Here is an 18,942-nt window from a genome sequence, read left to right on the forward strand (position 1 = left end):
GATCAATGCACAACTCAATGCACAAACCCACCCTTGATGAACCGCACGGGCTCGGCGTCCATGCGTGCAATCAGCGCGCTCAGGCCATCGGCCACTGCGCCAGCGCCGGAGGTGGCCTCGGCCACCGTGTCCGTGCGGCAGACCAGGTCGTCCTCCGACCAGCCCTGGGCGCCCGGACGCGATAGCGCGCGCAGCCAGCCGCTGCGGTCGCCCAGCCATTGCATGCCCTGCAGCTGCTCCGAGCCGCTGAGCAGGGCCATGGCCTGCCAGGCGCGCGGGTCGTTGACGGTGCAGTCCAGGGCGCTGGCGGCGCGGTTGCCGCCATCGGGTGACAGCTGCAGGCTGACCAGGCGCGGGTCTTCCTGCACCGGGCCGCTGCCTGCCACCACCCTCAGCCGCTGCTGGCGGCTTTGCCAGGTGCTCAGGCGGCGTGCGGGCTGGCCTGCGCACTGCACGGCCATGTCGGGAAGTCCCACGGGATAGGGCCAGCTGCCGGCGATCTGCAGCATCTGGCCTGCGGCGCGAGCCTTCATGAAGTCGATCAGGGCCCAGGCGTCGTCGCTGGACAGCCGGTCGGCCTGGCCGTGTGCCCGTGCGCCGTCGCCAGACTCCACGGGGCGGCGGTCATGAAGGATGGCCCAGAGCAATTCCCCATCTGCGCGGCGCCACAGCAGCGGGCTGGTGAAGTTGGGGGGCCAGACCGGCTGGCTGGCGGCCAGCGGGCCGTGGCCCCGGCCATCGGCACCGTGGCAGGCCGTGCAGTGCTGGGCATAGACCGCGCTGCCGCGCGCAATGCTCTCCACGCTGAAGCCCGTGGGCGAGGCATGGAAGCTGGTGGCATGCGCGGGCACCAGGATCAGGTCGGCACGCGGCCAGGGGGCCAGCAGCAGGGCGAGCGCGGCCAGCGCGGTCAGCACCAGGGCCGGCAGGCGGATGCGGCGCAGCACCAGGACCAGCGCCAGGGCCAGCACCAGCAAAACGATGGCGGTGACCACGGCCGCCAGCGACCACAGCAGGCCCCGGGCCTGGCCCAGGTCGATCACCAGGTTTTCGCCGGACAGGCGCAGGGCCCAGGGCCAGGCGGGCTGCCCATCCACCGTGCCGGCCAGGCCCAGGCCGTGCAGCAGCTGCAGCAGGCCGACCTGGGCCTGCTGCATGGCGCCGATCAAGGGGTTGAGCCAGTCGGGGGAGTCGCTGCGTTGCATCGGAGGCGGGCGCTACCAGGTCTGGTCCAGGCCCAGGTGGCGCAGGGCCTCGTGGCGCAGCTCGGACAGGCGGGCGTGGCCGCGCTGGCGCGGGTAGGGCAGGTCCACATCGATCTCGGCCACGATGCGGGCGGGCCGCTGGCTGAAGACCAGCACGCGGTGGGCCAGGAAGAGGGCCTCTTCCACATCGTGGGTGACCAGCAGCACGGAAAAGCCTGCGCGCTGCCAGATCTTGAGGATCTCGCTTTGCATGGCCAGCCGTGTCAGCGAGTCGAGCTTGCCCAGCGGCTCGTCCAGGATCAGCAGGCGCGGGTCGTTGACCAGGGCGCGCGCCAGGGCCGCGCGCTGGGCCATGCCGCCCGACAGCTGGTGGGGATGGCTGTCCGCGAAATCCTCCAGTCCCACCAGGCGCAGGGCCTCGTCGATGCGGTGGGACTGGCTGTCCAGCAGGCCGCGTGCCTGCAGGCCCAGGGCCACGTTGCCGCGCACCGTGCGCCAGGGAAACAGCGTGGGGTCCTGGAAGACGACGATGCGTGAGGGATCGGGCTCGGTGATGGCCGTGCCGTCCTGCGCCACGGCGCCGGCCGTGGGCGCGTCCAGCCCGGCCACCAGGCGCAGCAGCGTGGACTTGCCGCAGCCGCTGGGGCCCAGCAGGGCGACGAACTCGCCGGGCCGCACCTGCAGGCTGACCTCGTCGAGCACCTGCAGCGCGCCCTGCCCCTGGCCGAACCAGTGGCTGACGGCCTGCACATCGATGGCCGCGCCGGCTAGGGCCGCCCCGGCGATGGCGGGCGTGGCTGCGGCGTTGGCGGCGTGTTCTGCGGCAATCACCATTTGACGGTTCCCTTCTGCCACGACAGCGTGCGGTCGCGCACGGTGAACAGCAGCGTGATCAGGCCCGAGCACAGCACGGCCATGACCAGCAGCGCCGTGTACATGTTGGCGTAGGCTGCCCAGCCCTGGGCCCACTGCAGATACCAGCCCAGGCCGGCCTTGACGCCCATCATCTCGGCCGTGATCAGCACCGAGAACGAGGCGCCCAGCCCCATGAACAGGCCCACGAAGACCTGGGGCAGGGCGGCCGGGATGGCCACGCGCAGCACCAGGAACCAGGGCGATGCGCCCAGCGTGCGCGCCACGTCGTAGTAGCTCTTGCTGACCGATGCCACGCCCGACCAGGTCAGCACGGCCACCGGGAAGAACGTGGCCAGCGCCACCAGGAACACGGCTGCCGAGTAGCTCGACGGCGCGAAGAAAAAGGCCAGCGGCAGCAGGGCCGAGGCCGGCACCGGCCCCAGGAAGCGCAGCAGCGGATGCACCCAGTAGCCCGCGATGCGCGACCAGCCTATCCACACGCCCGTGAGAAACCCGATCACCGCGCCGAACATGATGCCGTTGAGCAGCAGCCGCAGCGAATACAGCGTGGACAGGCCCAGGCGCTGCCAGTCCTCATGGACCACGTCGATCAGGCTTTGCGGCGGTGCGAAGAACGGCGGCGGCAGCGCGCCGAGCTTGGCCGTCAGCGTCTCCCACAGCGCCAGCAGCAGCGGCGCGGCCACCAGCCAGGCACCGGCCGGGCGCAGCCAGCGGTCGATGCGCCGTACGCGCCGTGCGCCTCGTACAGGCAGCACGGCCGATGCCAGCAGCAACAGGGCCACGGCCAGGGCGGCAATGCCGAATTCCTGCGTGAATGCCCATTCGCTGAAGCCGATCTCCTTGTTGGGCCACAGCAGGGTCAGCATGCCCAGGCCGGCCCAGGCGGCGGCGGCCAGCAGGCCGGTGCGCCAGGGGCCTGCCTTGCGCGAGTCCTGCGCCTGTTCCCGTTCCAGGCCGGGTGCAGCATCCGTGGCGCCCAGGCGCCAGCGTGGTCTTGCGGTGCTCATGCGAGGACGTCCAGCGTGATGTGGCTGGCAAAGCGGCCAGGGTCGGTCTGCTTCTTGAGCACGCCGGCCGTGCGGAAGTCGGCCGCAAAGGCCTGGACCTCGTCGCGCAGCGGCTTGCCGTGCGGATGGTGCTTGAAGGTCAGCTCGGCCAGCAGGCGCTGCAGGTCCTCGACGGGCACCTTGGGCGAGTACTTGGCAAAGATCTTCGCCGTTTCGTTGGGGTTCTCGGCGATGTAGTCCGAGGCCTGGGTGAGCGCGCGCACCACGCTGGCCGCTGCGGGCTTGTTGGCCCGGGCGAACTTTGCGCCTGCGCCGATCACGCAGCAAATGCTTTCGGCGTATTCGTTCTTGGCGCTGTTGCCCAGTTCGAGGAAGGTGCCGGGGTTGCGTTTCTCGATCAGGTAGAGATTGGGGTCGCCGTCGGCAATGGCCTGGATCTCGCCCTTCTTGGCGGCCACATCCAGCAGGTCGGCCGGGTAGACGCGCCATTCGATGTCCTTGTCCACATCCAGGCCGCGCTTGGCCAGGTGGATGGAATAGAACTGCTTGGCCGGGCTGTTGAGATCGGCCACGCCGATGGTCTTGCCCTTGAGCGTGCTGGGGTCCAGCGTGACGCCGGCCGACTTCAGGCCCACCAGGCGCAGGCAGCCGCCGTGCACGCTGCCGATGAGCTTGACATCCAGCCCCGCCTCCAGCGGCTTGATCCAGCGATGGATCAGGCCCGCGCCCGCATCGGCCTTGCCCGTGGCCAGCGCCTCCAGCAACTGGTCGGCTGAGCCGCCCCAGTTCAGCAGTTCCACGTCCAGGCCGTTGCGCTCGAAAAAGCCGCGCTCCAGCGCCACGGGAATGGGCGAATGGCAGAAGCTGGCCTGGCTCCAGGCAAAGGTGATCTTCTGGCGCGGCTGCGCCCCGGCGCGGCCGCTGAACCAGGCGGCCGATCCCAGCGCGCCGGCTGCGGCGCCGGCGCGGATCAGGGTGCGGCGCGAGAGCGAGGGCTCGGTCGCCTCGGGAGCATCGAGCGCCCCGAAAGCACCGCAATCTGCGCCATGGGCGCAGCGGCTGTCCTGGGTCCTGTCGATCTCGGTCTGGGTCTTGCGGGTCATGGAACTCCCTCCAAAGCAGTTTCGGGACTGCCGATGCTGTCCGCTGGGTGCCGTGTTTCCAACGACGCAAAACGCGCATCCATATGTGCGTGACAACTAGGAAGGGCGCGGCCCGGCGACATGCGCAAACCGAATAAGCGAACGCGTTTTTCTTCGTAGTGCGCAGGGCGCGGGCTTCGAATAATGGGCTGCATCGACCACTCATACGGAGTCCATGCATGACCTCAGCGACCGGCACCGAGTCCGCCCCGCACGACGCAGCCAGCGATGCGCTTTGGCAGCAGGACACCCAGGCCCTGCACGCCGGCTACCGGGGGCGAGAGCAGCAGCGCAGCGCGGCCGTGCCCATCTACCAGAGCACCTCCTTCGTGTTCGACAGCGCCCAGCACGGCGCCAACCTGTTCGGCCTGGTGGAGGAGGGCGATGTGTACTCGCGCACGGCCAACCCCACGCTGGCGGTGCTGGAGCAGCGCATTGCGGCTCTCGAAGGCGGCGTGGCCGCGCTGGCCCTGGCCTCGGGCATGGCCGCCATCGACGTGGCACTGGCCACGCTGGCCAGTGCGGGCGACCATGTGGTCGTGGCCTCGCAGCTGTATGGCGGCACGCACAACTTCATCGCCCATGTGCTGGCCTCGCGCGGCGTGCAGAGCACGGCCGTGGCCAAGGATGATTTCCAGGCGTTGCGCCGGGCGATAGGGCCGCGCACCAAGGCCGTGTTCGTGGAGTCCGTGGGCAATCCATCGGGCGGCATTGCCGACCTGCGCCAGCTGGCCGATATCAGCCATGCGGCCGGCGTGGCCCTGGTGGTGGACAACACCGTGGCTTCGCCGCTGCTGCTGCGGCCCTTCGACTGGGGCGCCGACATCGTCGTGCATTCGGCCACCAAGGCCATTGGCGGACACGGCAATGTGCTGGGCGGGCTGATTGTGGACAGCGGCCGCTTCGACTGGGTGGCGCACGCGGGGCGCTACCCGCAGTTCAGCGCGCCCGAGCCGGCCTACCAGGGCTTTGTCTTCACCGAGAAATTTCCCGACCGCGCCTTCATCGCGCGGGCCCGTGCCGTGCTGCTGCGCAACTGCGGCGCGGCGCTGGCGCCGCACAGCGCCTTCCTGCTGCTGCAGGGCCTGGAGACACTGGGCCTGCGCCAGGAGCGCGCCAGCCGCAACACGCTGGCCGTGATCGATTTCCTGCAGCGCCATCCGCTGGTGGAGCGCATACACCACGCCAGCCAGAGCGGCCACGCCGACCACGCGCTGGCCCTGCGCCAACTGCGCGGCGGGCATGTGCCGGCGCTGCTGGGCTTCGAGCTGCGCGGCGGCCGGCCGGCGGCGCGCGCCTTCTATGACGCGCTGCGCCTGTTCCTGCGCCTGGTCAACATCGGCGACAGCAAGTCGCTGGCCGCCATTCCTGCCGAGACCACGCACAGCCTGCTCAGCGACGAGGAGCTGGCGCGCGTGGGCATTGCGCCCGGGCTGGTGCGCCTGTCCATCGGCATAGAGCACCCGCAGGACCTGCTGGCCGACCTGGAGCAGGCGCTGGAGCAGGCGCAGGGCCATGCGGTGTTGGCTGCCGAACGCGGACAAGACCGCGAACAAGACCACGAGCAAGACCGCGATCAGCGCCTGGCGGCCTGAGCGCCCCTTCCTTCCCACTTCCCTGGCAGCACAGCATGAGCACCTTGACAGCATCCACCCTCGAAGCGCCCGCCGCCACGGCGGCAACCCCGGCCCTGCCCGTCATCGACCTGCAGGCCCTGCGCGACCCGGCCACGCAGGCCCAGGCGCTGCGCCAGCTGGCGCGCACGGCACGCGACACCGGCTTCTTCTACCTGGAAGGGCACGGCATAGGCCGGGACGCATGGCAGGGCATACAGCGGCGCGCGCGCGAATTCTTTGCGCTGCCGCTGGCGGACAAGCAGGCGCTGGCCATTGCCAACACGCGGCACTTCCGGGGCTATACGGCCGTGGGCATGGAGATCACGCGCCAGCGGCCCGACCAGCGCGAGCAGATCGACCTGGGCGAGGAGTCGCCCGAGATTCCCGCAGGCCCCGGCGTGCCGGACTGGAAGGGGCTGCAAGGCCCCAACCAGTGGCCGCAGGCCCTGCCCGGGTTCCGCGAGGAGGTGCTGGCCTGGCAGGCGGCAGCGCATGGCGTGGCGCTGGAGCTGCTGCGCCACTTCGTGGCCGCGCTGCAGCTGCCCGAGGGCGCGTTGGACGCCCTGGTCAGCGGCCTGCCTGCGCACCGCATCAAGATCATCCACTACCCGGGCAGCGAGCTGGGCGCAGCAGGCCAGGGCGTGGGCGCACACAAGGACGGCGGCCTGCTGACCCTGCTGCTGCAGGACGAGGTGGGCGGGCTGCAGGTGGAGACGCCGGCCGGCTGGGTCGATGTGCCGCCGCGCGACGGGGCCTTCGTCATCAACATCGGCGAGATGCTGGAGCTGGCCACCAACGGCTATCTGCGCGCCAACGTGCATCGCGTGCTGGTGCCGCGCGCGGGCGTGCAGCGCTACTCCATCGCCTACTTCCTGGCGCCGCGCCTGGACCTGGGCCAGGTGCCGCTGCTGACCCTGCCGCCCGAGCTGGCCGTGCTGGCCACGGGGCCGCAGAGCGATCCGGACAACCCGCTGTTCAGCCATGTGGGCGAGAACGCGCTCAAGGGCCGCGTGCGCTCCCACCTGGATGTGGCCCAGCGCTTCTATCCCGAGCATTTCGCCCGCCTGCAGGCCCAGGCCCGCGCGGCCGGCCGTGAGCTGCACCCTGGTGCCTATTGATTCTTGAAAGGACTGTGCGATGGACAAGCGAGTATTTCTGCGGGGACTGGCGGCGGGGGCCTCGGTGGCGGCGATGTCAGGCGCCATCCGGGCCGCGCAGGCCGGCCCGCTGCGCGTGGGCGTGCGCGGCGGCGTGGACGAGGAAATCTGGGAAGTGGTGACCCGCGTGGCACGCGAGCAGGGTCTGCAGGTCAAGCCCGTGGTCATCAGCGGCGCGGCCAGCCCCAACGAGGCGCTGAACAACGGCGACATCGAGGCCAACTCCTTCCAGCATGTGCCGTTCCTGCGCGACCAGAACCAGCAGCGCGGCTACCGGCTGGTGGCGGCGGGCGACACCTACATCTCGCCCATCGCCTTCTATTCGAAAAAGCACAAACGCCTGGCCGACCTGCCCGCTGGCGCGCGCCTGGGCATTCCCAACGATCCCAGCAACCAGACGCGCGCGCTGGTGGTGCTGCAGGACCAGGGCATCCTGAAGCTGCGCGAGGGCTTCGACCCCTTCAAGGGCACGGCGGGCCTGGCCGACATCGCCAGCTACCAGAAGAAGGTGCAGCTGGTGGAGGCGGCCTCGGTGGTGCTGGCGCGCTCGCTGGACGATCTCGATGCCTCGGCCATCGTCAACAGCTTTGCCTACCAGGCGGGGCTGATCGCCACGCGCGATGGCATTGCCGTCGAAAGGCGCGAGCGCAATCCCTACGTGAACATCATTGCCGTGCACGAGCGCGACCGCGCTGCACCCTGGGTCGCGGCCCTGCTGCGCGCCTACCAGTCCGAGCCCGTGCGCCAGTTCATCGTGAGCAGGTACCAGGGCTCGGTGCTGCCGGCCTTCTGAGGCGTGTAAGGCAATGAAGGTGGAACAGGCGGCGGCCGGCGAGCCCCATGCAATCGATGCGCTGCAGCGGCCGCACATCGTCTTCGAGGGCGTGCGCAAGCACTACCCGGGAACGGGCAGGGGCGCGGGAAGGAGCGCGGGCGAGCCCGTGCACGCACTGCAGGCGCTGAGCTTCGAGGTGGCGCGTGCCGAGGTGTTCGGCATCATCGGCCGCAGCGGCGCCGGCAAATCCACGCTGCTGCGCACCATCAATGCGCTGGAGCGGCCCAGCAGCGGCCGCGTGCTGGTGGACGGCACCGATGTCGCCACGCTGGACGAGGACGCGCTGGTGGCGCTGCGCCGGCGCATCGGCATGATCTTCCAGCACTTCAACCTCCTGTCCTCGCGCACGGTGTACGAGAACGTGGCCCTGCCGCTGCAGGCCGCAGGCTGGCGGCCCGCGCTCGTGCGCGCACGGGTGGACGAGCTGCTGGCCCTGGTGGGGCTGGCGGACAAGAGCGGCGCCTATCCGGCCCAGCTCTCGGGCGGGCAAAAGCAGCGCGTGGGCATTGCGCGCGCGCTGGTGCACGAGCCCGAAATCCTGCTGTGCGACGAGGCCACCTCGGCCCTGGACCCCGAAACCACGCAGTCCATCCTGGAGCTGCTGCGCGAGATCAACCGCAAGCTGCGGCTGACCATCGTGCTCATCACGCACGACATGGCCGTGATCCGCGAGGTCTGCGACCGCGTGCTGGTGCTGGACCAGGGCCGGCTGCAGGAGATCGGCGAGGTCTGGCAGCTGTTTGCGGCACCGCGCTCGGAAGCAGCGCGTGCGCTGCTGCGGCCGCTGCGGCAGGCCTTGGCGGCGGACCTGGAACTGGTGGCAGCGGCCGATGGCCCGGAGGCCGTCGCCGTGCTGGCCATCGGATGGGCCGACGGCGGCAGCCAGCAGGGCCTGCCGCTGGCGCAGCTTCAGGTGCTGGGCCCGCGTGCCCGTTTGTTGCAGGGTGGCCTGGACTGCATGCGCGGGCGTTCGCAGGGCCGCCTGCTGGTGGGCGTGCCGGTGCAGGATCTGCCCTCGTCGCTCTCCCCGCTCTCGCCGGCCGCGCTGTCTTCCCTTCAACAGGCGCTGGGCGCCGATTCACTGCAACTGCTTGGCCATGTCCCTGCCCCCGCTCGATAAATACCTGCAGGCCTTTCTGGAAACCCTGCTGATGGCGGGCGCGTCCTCGCTGATCGCCATCGTTGCCGGGCTGGCGCTGGCCATCGTGCTGCACACCACGGCGCCGGGCGGGCTCTATGCCAGGCCGCGGCTGTACCGGGGGCTGTCGGCGGCGGTGAACATCGGCCGGGCCATTCCCTTCATCATCCTGCTGGTGGCCCTGCTGCCGGTGACGCGCGCCATCGTGGGCACCACGCTGGGCACCTGGGCGGCGGTGGTGCCGCTGTCGGCCAACCTGATTCCGTTCTTTGCGCGCATCGCCCAGGTGAGCCTGGGCGAAGTGGACGGCGGCCTGGTGGAGGCGGCGCGCGCCATGGGCCTGCGCCGCCCGCAGATCGTGCGCCAGGTGCTGCTGCCCGAGGCGCTGCCGGGCCTGATCGGCGGCATGACCGTGAGTGTGATCGCCATGGTCAATGCCTCGGCCATGGCGGGCGCCGTGGGGGCGGGCGGCCTGGGCGACCTGGCCATCCGCTACGGCTACGAGCGCTATGAGACGCGCGTGATGTTCGAGGTCATCGTCATCCTGGTGGCCCTGGTGTCGGTACTGCAGTTCGGCGGCGAATGGCTGGCACGCCGTGCCGACCACCGGCGTTCGATCTCTTGAGATGATTTGGAAATAATAGACTGAATTTTTATTATTTTTGGTTTTTTCGACTTGTCTCGACAATGGCCTGCAGCAGCATTCGGGCTGCTGATTCTTTTCCGAGATGCTTCGATGACCCACACCACACGCCCCGCCTGGCCTTCCCCTCTTGCCGGCCGCACTGCCATGAAGCCTGGCGTGGCCATCGTCTGTGGCGTCCACCATGTCCAGCTGTCCTTTCCGGCGCGCGCCCAGGCGGCCATGGAGCGCTTTTATGGCGAAGTGCTGGGCCTGTCTGCCCTGACCGTTGCCGGGCGTCCGGGCCTGAGCTTTCTGGCCGGCGGGCAGCGCATCGATCTCGTGCCCTACAAGGGGCAGTCCGGCGGCACCGAGCGCGCGGCGGGCAACCTGGTGCACCTGGCGCTGACGGTCAGCGACGTGGATGCGCTGCGCCAGCAGTTGCTGGTGCACGGCGGCCTGGCGCTGGAGGTGGCGCCCGTGAGCGAGGGCCGGCGCTGCTATGCGCGAGACCCCGCAGGCAATCTGATCGAGCTGCTGGAGCTGCCCCGCGAGGCAGCGGCCGATGCTCCGGATGAGCCGGCCGTGGCCTGTTCGGCCTGAAGCCTCTCGCCGTCCCCCTCTCTCTTCCCTTTCTGCTTTTGCCTTCCACAGGCCCGGGCCGCACCGGCCCCGGGCGGAGCCTTGCCCATGAACTTCCAGCAACTGCGCTATGTGCGCGAAACCGTGCGCCGCGGCTACAGCCTGACCGAGGTGGCCCACACGCTGCACACCTCCCAGCCTGGCGTGAGCCGTCAGATCCGCGAGCTGGAGGAAGAGCTGGGCGTGGAGATCTTCATCCGCGCAGGCAAGCGGCTGACCGGGCTGACGCCGCCCGGCGAGGCGCTGCTGCCCATCGTCGAGCGCCTGATGCTGGAGGCCGACAACCTGCGCCGCGTGGGCGCCGACTTCAGCGCCAGCGAGCAGGGGCGGCTGTCGATTGCCGCCACCCACTCGCAGGCCCGTTATGCGCTGCCCCATGTGGTGCGCGACTTCCGCCAGCGCTATCCGCAGGTGCGCCTGCACCTGCACCAGGGCTCGCCCGAGCAGGTGGCGCAGATGCTGCGCAGCGGCGAGGCCGACATCGGCGTGGCCACCGAGGCGCTGGCCGGCTATGAAGGCCTGGTCGCGCTGCCCTGCTACCGCTGGACGCACGGCGTGGTCGTGCCGCCCGGCCACCCGCTGCTGCAGTCGCAGCAGGCGCTGACGCTGGAGGCGCTGTCGCGCTTTCCCATCATCACCTACGAGCAGGGCTATACGGGCCGCGCCCACATCGACGAGGCCTTTGCGCGCGAGGGCCTGGAGCCCGACGTGGTGCTCACGGCCATGGACGCCGACGTGATCAAGACCTATGTGGAGCTGGACATGGGCGTGGGCATCGTCGCCTCGGTGGCGCTGGATGCCGAGCGCGACCAGGGCCTGCGCACGCTGGACGCCGGCCACCTGTTCGAGGTCAACACCACGCGGCTGGGCCTGCGCAAGGGCGCCTGGCTGCGCGGCTATGCCTATGCCTTCATCGAGACCTTCGTGCCCACGCTGACGCGCGAGGTGGTCGAGCAGGCCGTGCGCCAGGGCGTGGAGCCCGAGTAGGCAGACGAAGGGGGCCGGCCTCAGGCCGGCTCGCGCGCCATCTCCAGCAGGGTGTCGCCCGTCACGCGGTAGCGGATCCACTCGGTCTGGGGCAGGGCGCCCAGGCGGTCGTAGAACTCGATGGAGGGCAGGTTCCAGTCGAGCACGCTCCACTCGAAGCGGCCGCAGTCCTTCTCGACGGCGATCTGCGCCAGGCGGCGCAGCAGCGCCGTGCCCGCGCCCAGGCCGCGCGCCTCGGGCGTGACGTAGAGGTCTTCGAGGTACAGGCCGTGGCGGCCCTGCCAGGTCGAGTAGTTGAAGAAGTAGACCGCAAAGCCCACGGGCTGGTCGCCATGCAGGCAGATCAGGCCAAAGACGGCGGGGTTGTCGGCAAACAGGGTGCGCTTCACATGCTCTGGCGTGGCCAGGACTTCATGCTCGGCTTTTTCATAGACGGCGAGTTCGCGCACGAAGCGGACGATGAGCTCGGCGTCATCGGGGGTGGCGGGTCGGATCTGTAGGGTGGTAGTCATTCAAACGCGGGGGGACACGGGGAGCCCGGAAAAACGGTATTGCGACGCAAGATGGCGCCGCAATCTCCGGTTTTAGCCGATTTTCACGGCCGTGTCCGCCAGGGGCTGTTGCACCGGAAGGGGCAGGAACTGGCGCAGGATCTGGAAATGGTCCTCGAAGAACGCGCTTTCCATGGCGGGCAGGTCGCAGACGGCCACCCAGCGCGCCAGTGCCGCATCGTCGCCGCCCTGCACGGGCGGCAGCGAGGGCAGCACGCCCAGGTCCAGATAGTGCACATGGGTGATGGTGCGTCCGCGCAGGCTGCGGTCGGGATGGTCGAAGACCTGCACGGACTGCAGGGCCGCCTGCAGGTCGGCCTCGCTGAGCGTGGAGCAGGTCTCCTCGCGCAGCTCGCGCAGGCAGGACTGCCACAGCGTGTCGCGCGGCTCCAGGAAGCCGCCCGGCAGCGCCCACAGGCCCAGGCCCGGGGCATGGGCGCGGCGTATCAGCAGGATGTGGTCCTGTTGCGCGCCTTCGTGCGGCACGCGGCAGCGCAGCAGTGCGTCCACGGTCACGAAGACGGGCGGGTAGGGCGCCGCAGCCCAGGCCTGGCGGTACCGGGCCAGCATGCGCCATTCCTCGCACATCTGCGCATGGACGGGCGTGGTGGCCCATTGGCGCAGGAACTGCAGGGTGGCGGGCGGCACCTGGGCGGCCAGGGCCTCGAAGTCCACGCCGGATTCGCCGAAGTAGATGTCGCGCAGCGGCGTGGCGTCGAACTGGCCCAGGCGCGGCAGGCTGATCAGTTGCCAGCGCGGAAAGCGCGCCAGGTAGCCGCTGGTCGCGTCCTTGAAATGGCCGACCAGGGCCACGCTGGCGCCTTCGGGCACGCAGGACTGCACGGCCTGCTGCACGGCCTGTACCCACAGCGGTTCGTTGTAATAGTCGCGCACGGGCACGCAGTGCAGGCGGGCCGCGTCCGCGGGCGGCAGCGCCTCGCGCAGCATCTGCGCGCGTTCCTGCCAGCTGAAGGGATTCTTGGGATTGGGCGCCTGCCAGGCGCTGCCCAGCACGACGACGATCTGCTCGGCACGCTCCAGCGCCGCGCGCAGCAGGGCCATGTGGCCGTTGTGCAGCGGCTGGAAGCGCCCGATCAGCACGGCGGTGTGCACGCGCTCGCTGGTGGCCGGGGTTTCGGTGGGGGCGTCCATGGCGGCAGTCTCTTGCATAAACAGGCTCGGTGGCTTCACTCTGGCTTCATTCGTAGTGGGCGGCAATGGGCATCTGGCGGCCCGTGCCGAAGGCGCGCGGGCGCACGCGCAGTATGGGCGGGGCCTGCCGGCGCTTGTACTCGCTGCGGAAGATCATGCGCTTGACGCGGTCAACCAGCTCGGCACCGCCGGGTTGGCCCAGCAGCTGGGTCACAAAGCGCTCGGCCGTGCCGTATTCGGCGGTGGACAGGTGCCGGCCTTCGATGGCGTATTTGAGGATTTCGTCCAGCACCGCATAGGGCGGCAGGCTGTCCTCGTCCTTCTGGTCGGGCGCCAGCTCGGCCGAGGGCGGCTTGTCGATGATGGCCTGGGGAATCAGCTCTCGGCCCGCACTGTGGTTGATGTGGCGCGACAGCTCGAAGACCTCGGTCTTGTACAGATCGCCCAGCAGGCCCAGGCCGCCGTTGGTGTCGCCATACAGCGTGCAGTAGCCCACCGAGATCTCGGACTTGTTGCCCGTGGTCAGCAGCAGGTGGCCGAAGGCGTTGGAGTACTCCATCAGCGTGGTGCCGCGGATGCGTGCCTGCAGGTTCTCCAGCGGCAGGCCTCGCAGCGGCTGGCCGAAGCTGGCCTCGAACTGGCGCGCATAGCCGTCAACCAGCTCGCGTATCGGGTGCTCATGCAGCGTGATGCCCAGGTTGCGGCACAGGATCACCGAGTCATCGACCGAGCCGCTCGACGAAAAGCGCGAGGGCATGGTGACGGCCACCACGTTGTCCGCGCCCAGGGCCTCGGCGGCCAGGGCCAGGGTCAGCGCGCTGTCTATGCCGCCCGAGCTGCCGACGACGGCGCGCGTGAAGCCGCAGCGGCGCGCATAGTCGCGCAGGCCCAGCACGATCTGGCGGCGGTAGAACTCCATGGTGGGCAGGCCTTCGGCCGTCACGCTCATGCAGGGCTGGCCGGCCGCGTCGAGGAAGCGCCCGTCGTCGAACTGCAGCGTGCGCAGGTCCTCCACGAAGCGCTCGGCCTCGAAGACCACGCCGCGCCCGGGCTCCACCGCGAACGAGGCGCCATCGAACACGATCTGGTCCTGGCCGCCGATCTGGTTCACGTAGAGGATGGGCAGGCCGTGGCGCGTGGCCGCCTGGCCGAAGATCTCGTGGCGCTGCTCGCGCTTGCCCAGGTGGCTGGGGCTGGCGTTGATGCTGACCACCAGGTCGGGCGCGGCGTCGGCCATGCGCGCGAAAGGGTTGGTGGCGTAGTCGGCACCGGCGTCGTTCCAGCCGTCCTCGCACACCAGAAAGCCCACCTGGGCCTGGCCTATGCGCAGCACCTTGGCCGCGTCGGGGCCGGGCTCGAAGTGGCGGCGCTCGTCGAAGATGTTGTAGGTGGGCAGCAGCTGCTTGTCGTAGCGCAGGCGCACGGCGCCGTCCTTGAGCACCAGCAGGCTGTTGTGCAGCGGCTTGCCGGGCCCGCTGGCGCGCGTGGGCGCGCCGATGACCCAGTGCAATTGCGGCCACTGGCGCGTGGCCTGCAGCAGCTGCTGCAAGCCTTGCTCCAGGCGCTCGCGAAAGGCGGGCTCGTCCAGCAGGTCGCCAGGGTAGTAGCCGCACAGCGACAGCTCGGGAAAGACCAGCAGGTCGGCCCGCTCGTGCGCGGCGCGGGCAGCGGCCTCGGCCATGCGGGCCACGTTGCCGGCGATGTCGCCGACGGTGGGGTTGAGTTGGGCAATGGTGATGCGCAGCATGAATGGAGCCTTGGCGGTGTCAGGCGGTGTCAGGCGGTGTCAGACGGCGACAGGCTGGGCCAGGCCGAAGACCTGGCGCAGATAGGCCAGATAGGTTTCGTCGTTGCACAGCGTCTTGCCCGGCGAGTCCGAGATCTTGGCCACGGGCTGGCCGTTGGCATGGGTGAGCTTCATCACGATGTTGATGGTCTCCAGCCCCATGTCGTTGGTCAGCCGCGTGCCGATGCCGAAGCCCAGCTGTATGCGGTCGGCAAAGCGCTGGTACAGGGCCAGGGCCGTGTCCAGGTCCAGCCCGTCGGAGAACACCAGGCGCTTGGCCTGCGGGTCTATGCGCAGCTTCTGGTAGTGGGCGATGGCCTTCTCGCCCCAGGCATACGGGTCGCCCGAGTCGTGCCGCAGCCCGTCGAAGAGCTTGGCGAAGTACATGTCGAAATCGGCCAGGAAGGCATCCATGCCCACGGTGTCGGTCAGGGCCACGCCCAGGTCGCCCCGGTACTCCTGCACCCAGGCCTCCAGCGCGGCGATCTGGAAGTCGCGCAGGCGCACGCCCTGGGCCTGGTAGCTCTGCAGGTACTCATGGGCCATGGTGCCTATGGGCACGATGCCGAAGTCGCGCGCCAGCAGCACGTTGGACGTGCCCTTGAACCACTGCGCCGTCTGCGTGGCAAAGGCCTGGACCACCTCGCGCTGCCAGGCGCCCGAGAAGCGCCGGCGCACGCCGAAGTCGAACAGCTCGAACGGGTTGCGCAGCCTGGCCTCGCAGGCCAGGTGGCGCAGGCGCTCGATCTTGCCGGCCAGGCGCCTGCGGCCTTCGGCCAGCGCCGCCTCGGCGTCGAAGCGCCGGAAATACAGCTCGTTGACGATGGCCAGCACATAGATCTCGAAGCCCATCACATGGACCTGGGGGCCCTTGGCCTCGATGTGCAGGGTGTCGCCATCGGCCCAGGCACGGATGAAGGCGCGCTGGAACTGGAAGATGCGCAGAAAGTCGATGAAGTCGCTCTTCATGAAGCGCAGCCCGCCCAGGTAGGCCAGGTCTTCGGGCGTGAAGCGCAGCGCGCACAGCGCGTCCAGCTCGCGCTCCACCTCGGGCAGCAGCTCGGCCAGCGGGAAGGCGGTCTTCGTGCGGCAGACGAATTCGTATTCGGCCTCGGTCTGGGGATTGCGGTGCAGCATGGCCTGCCACATCGTGAATTTGTAGAGATCGGTGTCGAGCAGGCTGGTGATGATGGGAGCCATGGTGCGATGCTGGGGAAACAGGAAAGGGGGCTACGCGCGTGAAGGCGGTCCGCCCCTACAGGTGGAGTTCTTGGCTGGAGGCCAGCCGCAATCCGCGGGCCTGCATGGCTGCAAGGAAATCATGGTGCGCGGACTCGAAGCCCGGCACCGGGCTCATGGCGTCGTGCATCAGCACGATGCGCTCAGGATGGGGAAGGTGCTCGACCAGATGCTCGACCGTGGAGCGCACGCAGTGACTGCTCGCCTCGCCCGCGACCACCAGCATGTCTGCCTGGGCCAGCCGCTCCAGCAAGGCCGTATTCAGCAAGGTCGCCGGATCGGCCGGGTCGGGGACCTCGGCCAGCAGCGCGCTGTAGTGCTCGGTCCAGGGATTGAGCCCCTTGAAAACGTTGTACACGGCGCGCTGGCGCTGCTGCTGCCAGTCGCCGCAGGCCGCCAGCACATCGGCATGGATACCGTGGCCCCAGCTGCCCACTTCGCAGTGCACGGGCCAGACCATCAGCATGTAGCGGCTGTTGGCTTCGAGTGCATCCAGATATTCCAGGCTGCGCTGCAGCGCCTCGGCGTTGCGCGGCCGGAACACCCCCGCCCGCACCTGCGCCGCCGTGATCGCGGTGAACGGCACCACATCGCCGCTGTCGTCGCCATTGCCCTGTTGCCAGAAAGCCGGATGGGCGATGTCGTAGCGCTGGTGCGAGTCCAGCGTCACCGTGATGGCGTCCACCTTCGCCCCCTCGCGCCGTATCCAACCGGCAAGCCGCTGCATGTCGGCATGAGCGCCCGCCACGGGAAGGCTGGGACGTTGCCGGCCAGGACACCAGTCCTCAGGCAGATCGCAGAAGTCGTTCTGGGGGTCTATGACCAGGAGCTGGGTGGTGGAAGATGGCATATATGAAGGTGCACGCAAGCAACAGTGCGTGGTCGGTGCATCAGGTCAATGCTTCAGTGTAGTGCTGCAGGAGCGTCGCCTGTCACCAAGGCTTGATCCTTCCGCTTCTGCAGGGGCTGTGAAATACGGCGCCACATCCCTGTCAAGGCCAGGGCGAAACGAGAGGGGGAAGCGACTTCGGAACATGATGCGGAACCTACAATGGGAGGTTTTACGTATTTCGTTGGCGGCTTGGCCTGTTTCAGACCGCCATTGCGCTGTTTTCAGGCGTGCCCTGCATCAACCGAATGGGTTCATTCGGTAGCTTTTGATTATCAATATGGCATCCCTTCAGGTAACAACGACTTTCATGGGTGTAGGGTTGGCCGCGCTGATTCTGTACCTGATCCGGCGCGACCATCTCTACCTCATGCACGGCCTGTTCTGGGTGGTCGTTGCCGTTGCCGCCGTCGTGCTGGGCGTCTGGCCCGGGATGATCAACCGCCTGGCAGCGGTGCTGGGCATCAGCTATCCACCGGCCATGCTGCTGCTGCTGGCCAGCATCGTCCTGCTCATCAAGGCCTTGCATGCCGACATGGTCAACACCCGCATCGAGCGTGATGTGCGGCGGTTGAATCAGCGGTTGGCGATGCTGGAGGCGGATGCTGAGGATTTGCGTCTGCCTCTTTCTAACAAGACCCCGTCATGAGCACCCCCTTGCTTCCCGTCATCTTTTGCGGCGGCTCTGGAACCCGCCTGTGGCCGCTTTCCCGTGAGAGCTACCCAAAGCAATTTTTGGCGCTTCACGGGGACGGTATCTCCATGTTGCAGAAAACTGTCGAGCGCTTAGACGGTATGGCCGAACATATACCGAAGGCTGCTCCCGTCGTGATCTGCAATAACGAGCACCGTTTTTTGGCCGCGCAACAACTGCAGGAGACTGGAATAGAGGGCGCCAGGCTGGTGTTGGAGCCTGTTGGTCGAAACACGGCTCCGGCTTTGACCCTGGCGGCCCTGATTGCAGAGCCCGGCACCGTCATGCTGGCCATGCCTGCAGATCATGTCATGACCAAGCTTTCGGACTTTCACGATGCCGTGTCTGTGGCTTGGCAACTTGCAAAGGAAGGCTCTATGGTGACGTTTGGCATTGTGCCCAGCCGTCCCGAGACTGGTTTTGGCTACATAGAGAAGGCTGAAGCTATCGATTGCGGTGCATTCGCGATAAGCAGCTTTACTGAGAAGCCGAGTCAGGAACTGGCAGAAAGCTATGTGAGAAGCGGCAATTATCTCTGGAACAGCGGTCTTTTTATGGTGCGAGCAGACGTGTGGCTTAAGGCTATCGCAGAGCTGCAACCGCAGATTCTGCACGCTTGTCGAGCCTCGATAATTCAAAGCAGCCAAGATATGGACTTCATCCGTCCCCATGGCGAGCTCTTCGCTGGATGCCCTTCAAACTCGATCGACTACGCAGTAATGGAGCATTTGCCAGGTAACAAAGATCTGGGAATACCTGCATCGGTAGTGCCGCTGGACGCGGGCTGGTCGGACCTAGGGGCTTGGGACTCTCTGTGGGACGTGTTGCCACGAGATTCATGTGGCAACGCCCACGTGGGCCACACGCTGGCTATTGACACTCAAAACAGCCTTCTCTTCTCGGAGAGTTGCCTAGTGACTACCGTTGGAGTAGACAACCTAATCATCGTGGAAACTCCAGACGCCGTCCTAGTGGCTGACAAGAGCAGGAGTCAGGATGTAAAAAAGATCGTCACCGAATTGAAGGCGCAAAATCGGCAGTTGGCAGCCTCGCATCGTAAGGTGCATCGCCCCTGGGGTTGGTACGACAGCATAGATCGCGGTGACCGCTTCCAAGTCAAGCGTATCGTTGTCAATCCGGGATCCAAGCTTAGTCTTCAGATGCATTATCACCGGGCTGAGCATTGGATCGTAGTGAAAGGAACTGCAGAAGTGACTAATGGCGATAGAACTTTCCTGCTTGGGGAAAACGAATCCACTTTCATCCCTGTCGGACATGTTCACCTTTTGTCAAATCCAGGAAAACTACCGCTTGAAATCATCGAAGTACAGTCGGGCGCGTATTTGGGCGAAGACGATATTGTTCGCATTCAGAGCGAATACTAGTTTTTTAAAAAAAATCAAT

The 18,942-nt window shown here is 67.8% G+C and carries 18 protein-coding genes; 9 read left to right on the forward strand and 9 right to left on the reverse strand.

The annotated features are described in order from the left end of the window. Positions 1 to 14 precede the first annotated feature (14 nt). Genes PO605_RS13505 through PO605_RS13520 form a run of 4 tightly spaced genes read right to left on the reverse strand, consistent with a single transcriptional unit; the run spans position 15 to position 4,191 of the window. Positions 15 to 1,205 (reverse strand): c-type cytochrome, encoded by a 1,191-nt coding sequence (locus PO605_RS13505; protein ID WP_016450922.1) that lies wholly within the window; start codon positions 1,203 to 1,205, stop codon positions 15 to 17. Between the two features lie 12 nt (positions 1,206 to 1,217). Continuing rightward, positions 1,218 to 2,039 (reverse strand): ABC transporter ATP-binding protein, encoded by an 822-nt coding sequence (locus PO605_RS13510; RefSeq protein WP_272206548.1) that lies wholly within the window; start codon positions 2,037 to 2,039, stop codon positions 1,218 to 1,220. Beyond that, positions 2,033 to 3,088: an ABC transporter permease gene (locus tag PO605_RS13515; protein ID WP_047474781.1), complete on the reverse strand. Its 1,056-nt coding sequence runs from the start codon at positions 3,086 to 3,088 to the stop codon at positions 2,033 to 2,035. The genes PO605_RS13510 and PO605_RS13515 overlap by 7 nt, the downstream gene beginning before the upstream one ends. Then, positions 3,085 to 4,191 (reverse strand): ABC transporter substrate-binding protein, encoded by a 1,107-nt coding sequence (locus tag PO605_RS13520; RefSeq protein WP_013800720.1) that lies wholly within the window; start codon positions 4,189 to 4,191, stop codon positions 3,085 to 3,087. The genes PO605_RS13515 and PO605_RS13520 overlap by 4 nt, the downstream gene beginning before the upstream one ends. A 218-nt stretch (positions 4,192 to 4,409) precedes the next feature. On the opposite strand from PO605_RS13520, the gene PO605_RS13525 reads away from it, so the two are divergent. The 7 genes from PO605_RS13525 to PO605_RS13555 all read left to right on the forward strand — a co-directional run bounded on the left by PO605_RS13525 (position 4,410) and on the right by PO605_RS13555 (position 11,227). Next, a complete protein-coding gene (locus PO605_RS13525) occupies positions 4,410 to 5,825 on the forward strand; it encodes an O-acetylhomoserine aminocarboxypropyltransferase/cysteine synthase family protein (RefSeq protein ID WP_151019266.1) in 1,416 nt (471 codons plus the stop codon). A 35-nt stretch (positions 5,826 to 5,860) separates the two neighbouring features. After that, entirely contained in the window at positions 5,861 to 6,964 is a 1,104-nt protein-coding gene (locus PO605_RS13530; RefSeq protein WP_043790067.1) for an isopenicillin N synthase family dioxygenase, read from the forward strand. A gap of 19 nt (positions 6,965 to 6,983) precedes the next feature. Next, positions 6,984 to 7,796 carry a MetQ/NlpA family ABC transporter substrate-binding protein gene (locus tag PO605_RS13535; protein ID WP_012207412.1) on the forward strand — a complete coding sequence of 271 codons (813 nt, stop codon included), beginning with the start codon at positions 6,984 to 6,986 and terminating at the stop codon, positions 7,794 to 7,796. A 13-nt stretch (positions 7,797 to 7,809) separates the two neighbouring features. Continuing rightward, on the forward strand, positions 7,810 to 8,958 hold the full coding sequence (locus PO605_RS13540; RefSeq protein WP_047473524.1) for a methionine ABC transporter ATP-binding protein: 1,149 nt from the start codon (positions 7,810 to 7,812) through the stop codon (positions 8,956 to 8,958). Beyond that, entirely contained in the window at positions 8,936 to 9,601 is a 666-nt protein-coding gene (locus PO605_RS13545) for a methionine ABC transporter permease (protein ID WP_013800725.1), read from the forward strand. Before PO605_RS13540 ends, PO605_RS13545 begins: the two co-directional genes overlap by 23 nt. A 111-nt stretch (positions 9,602 to 9,712) precedes the next feature. Beyond that, positions 9,713 to 10,201, forward strand: coding sequence for a VOC family protein (locus tag PO605_RS13550; protein ID WP_012207409.1), 489 nt, complete (start codon positions 9,713 to 9,715; stop codon positions 10,199 to 10,201). A gap of 87 nt (positions 10,202 to 10,288) precedes the next feature. Further along, positions 10,289 to 11,227 carry a CysB family HTH-type transcriptional regulator gene (locus PO605_RS13555; RefSeq protein WP_013800726.1) on the forward strand — a complete coding sequence of 313 codons (939 nt, stop codon included), beginning with the start codon at positions 10,289 to 10,291 and terminating at the stop codon, positions 11,225 to 11,227. A 20-nt stretch (positions 11,228 to 11,247) separates the two neighbouring features. Here the strand turns inward: PO605_RS13555 and PO605_RS13560 are convergent, their stop codons facing one another. The 5 genes from PO605_RS13560 to PO605_RS13580 form a co-directional block, all read right to left on the reverse strand. Beyond that, positions 11,248 to 11,739 carry a GNAT family N-acetyltransferase gene (locus PO605_RS13560; RefSeq protein ID WP_034397032.1) on the reverse strand — a complete coding sequence of 164 codons (492 nt, stop codon included), beginning with the start codon at positions 11,737 to 11,739 and terminating at the stop codon, positions 11,248 to 11,250. Between the two features lie 72 nt (positions 11,740 to 11,811). Beyond that, complete coding sequence (locus PO605_RS13565) at positions 11,812 to 12,930, reverse strand: bifunctional nicotinamide-nucleotide adenylyltransferase/Nudix hydroxylase (protein ID WP_034399635.1); 1,119 nt, start codon at positions 12,928 to 12,930, stop codon at positions 11,812 to 11,814. 46 nt (positions 12,931 to 12,976) lie between these two features. Further along, entirely contained in the window at positions 12,977 to 14,677 is a 1,701-nt protein-coding gene (locus tag PO605_RS13570) for an NAD+ synthase (RefSeq protein WP_047473527.1), read from the reverse strand. Between the two features lie 39 nt (positions 14,678 to 14,716). After that, positions 14,717 to 15,916: a nicotinate phosphoribosyltransferase gene (pncB, locus tag PO605_RS13575; RefSeq protein WP_047473529.1), complete on the reverse strand. Its 1,200-nt coding sequence runs from the start codon at positions 15,914 to 15,916 to the stop codon at positions 14,717 to 14,719. A gap of 55 nt (positions 15,917 to 15,971) precedes the next feature. Then, positions 15,972 to 16,805, reverse strand: a complete 834-nt coding sequence (locus PO605_RS13580) for a cysteine hydrolase (RefSeq protein ID WP_047473530.1) — start codon at positions 16,803 to 16,805, stop codon at positions 15,972 to 15,974. A gap of 319 nt (positions 16,806 to 17,124) precedes the next feature. Between PO605_RS13580 and PO605_RS13585 the strand changes: the two genes are divergently transcribed. Continuing rightward, positions 17,125 to 17,493 carry a DUF2304 domain-containing protein gene (locus PO605_RS13585; protein ID WP_047473532.1) on the forward strand — a complete coding sequence of 123 codons (369 nt, stop codon included), beginning with the start codon at positions 17,125 to 17,127 and terminating at the stop codon, positions 17,491 to 17,493. Next, positions 17,490 to 18,923 (forward strand): mannose-1-phosphate guanylyltransferase/mannose-6-phosphate isomerase, encoded by a 1,434-nt coding sequence (locus tag PO605_RS13590; protein WP_047473533.1) that lies wholly within the window; start codon positions 17,490 to 17,492, stop codon positions 18,921 to 18,923. Before PO605_RS13585 ends, PO605_RS13590 begins: the two co-directional genes overlap by 4 nt. Positions 18,924 to 18,942 lie beyond the last annotated feature (19 nt).

This window comes from Delftia sp. DT-2, assembly GCF_028401915.1.
Classification (GTDB): domain Bacteria; phylum Pseudomonadota; class Gammaproteobacteria; order Burkholderiales; family Burkholderiaceae_C; genus Comamonas; species Comamonas tsuruhatensis.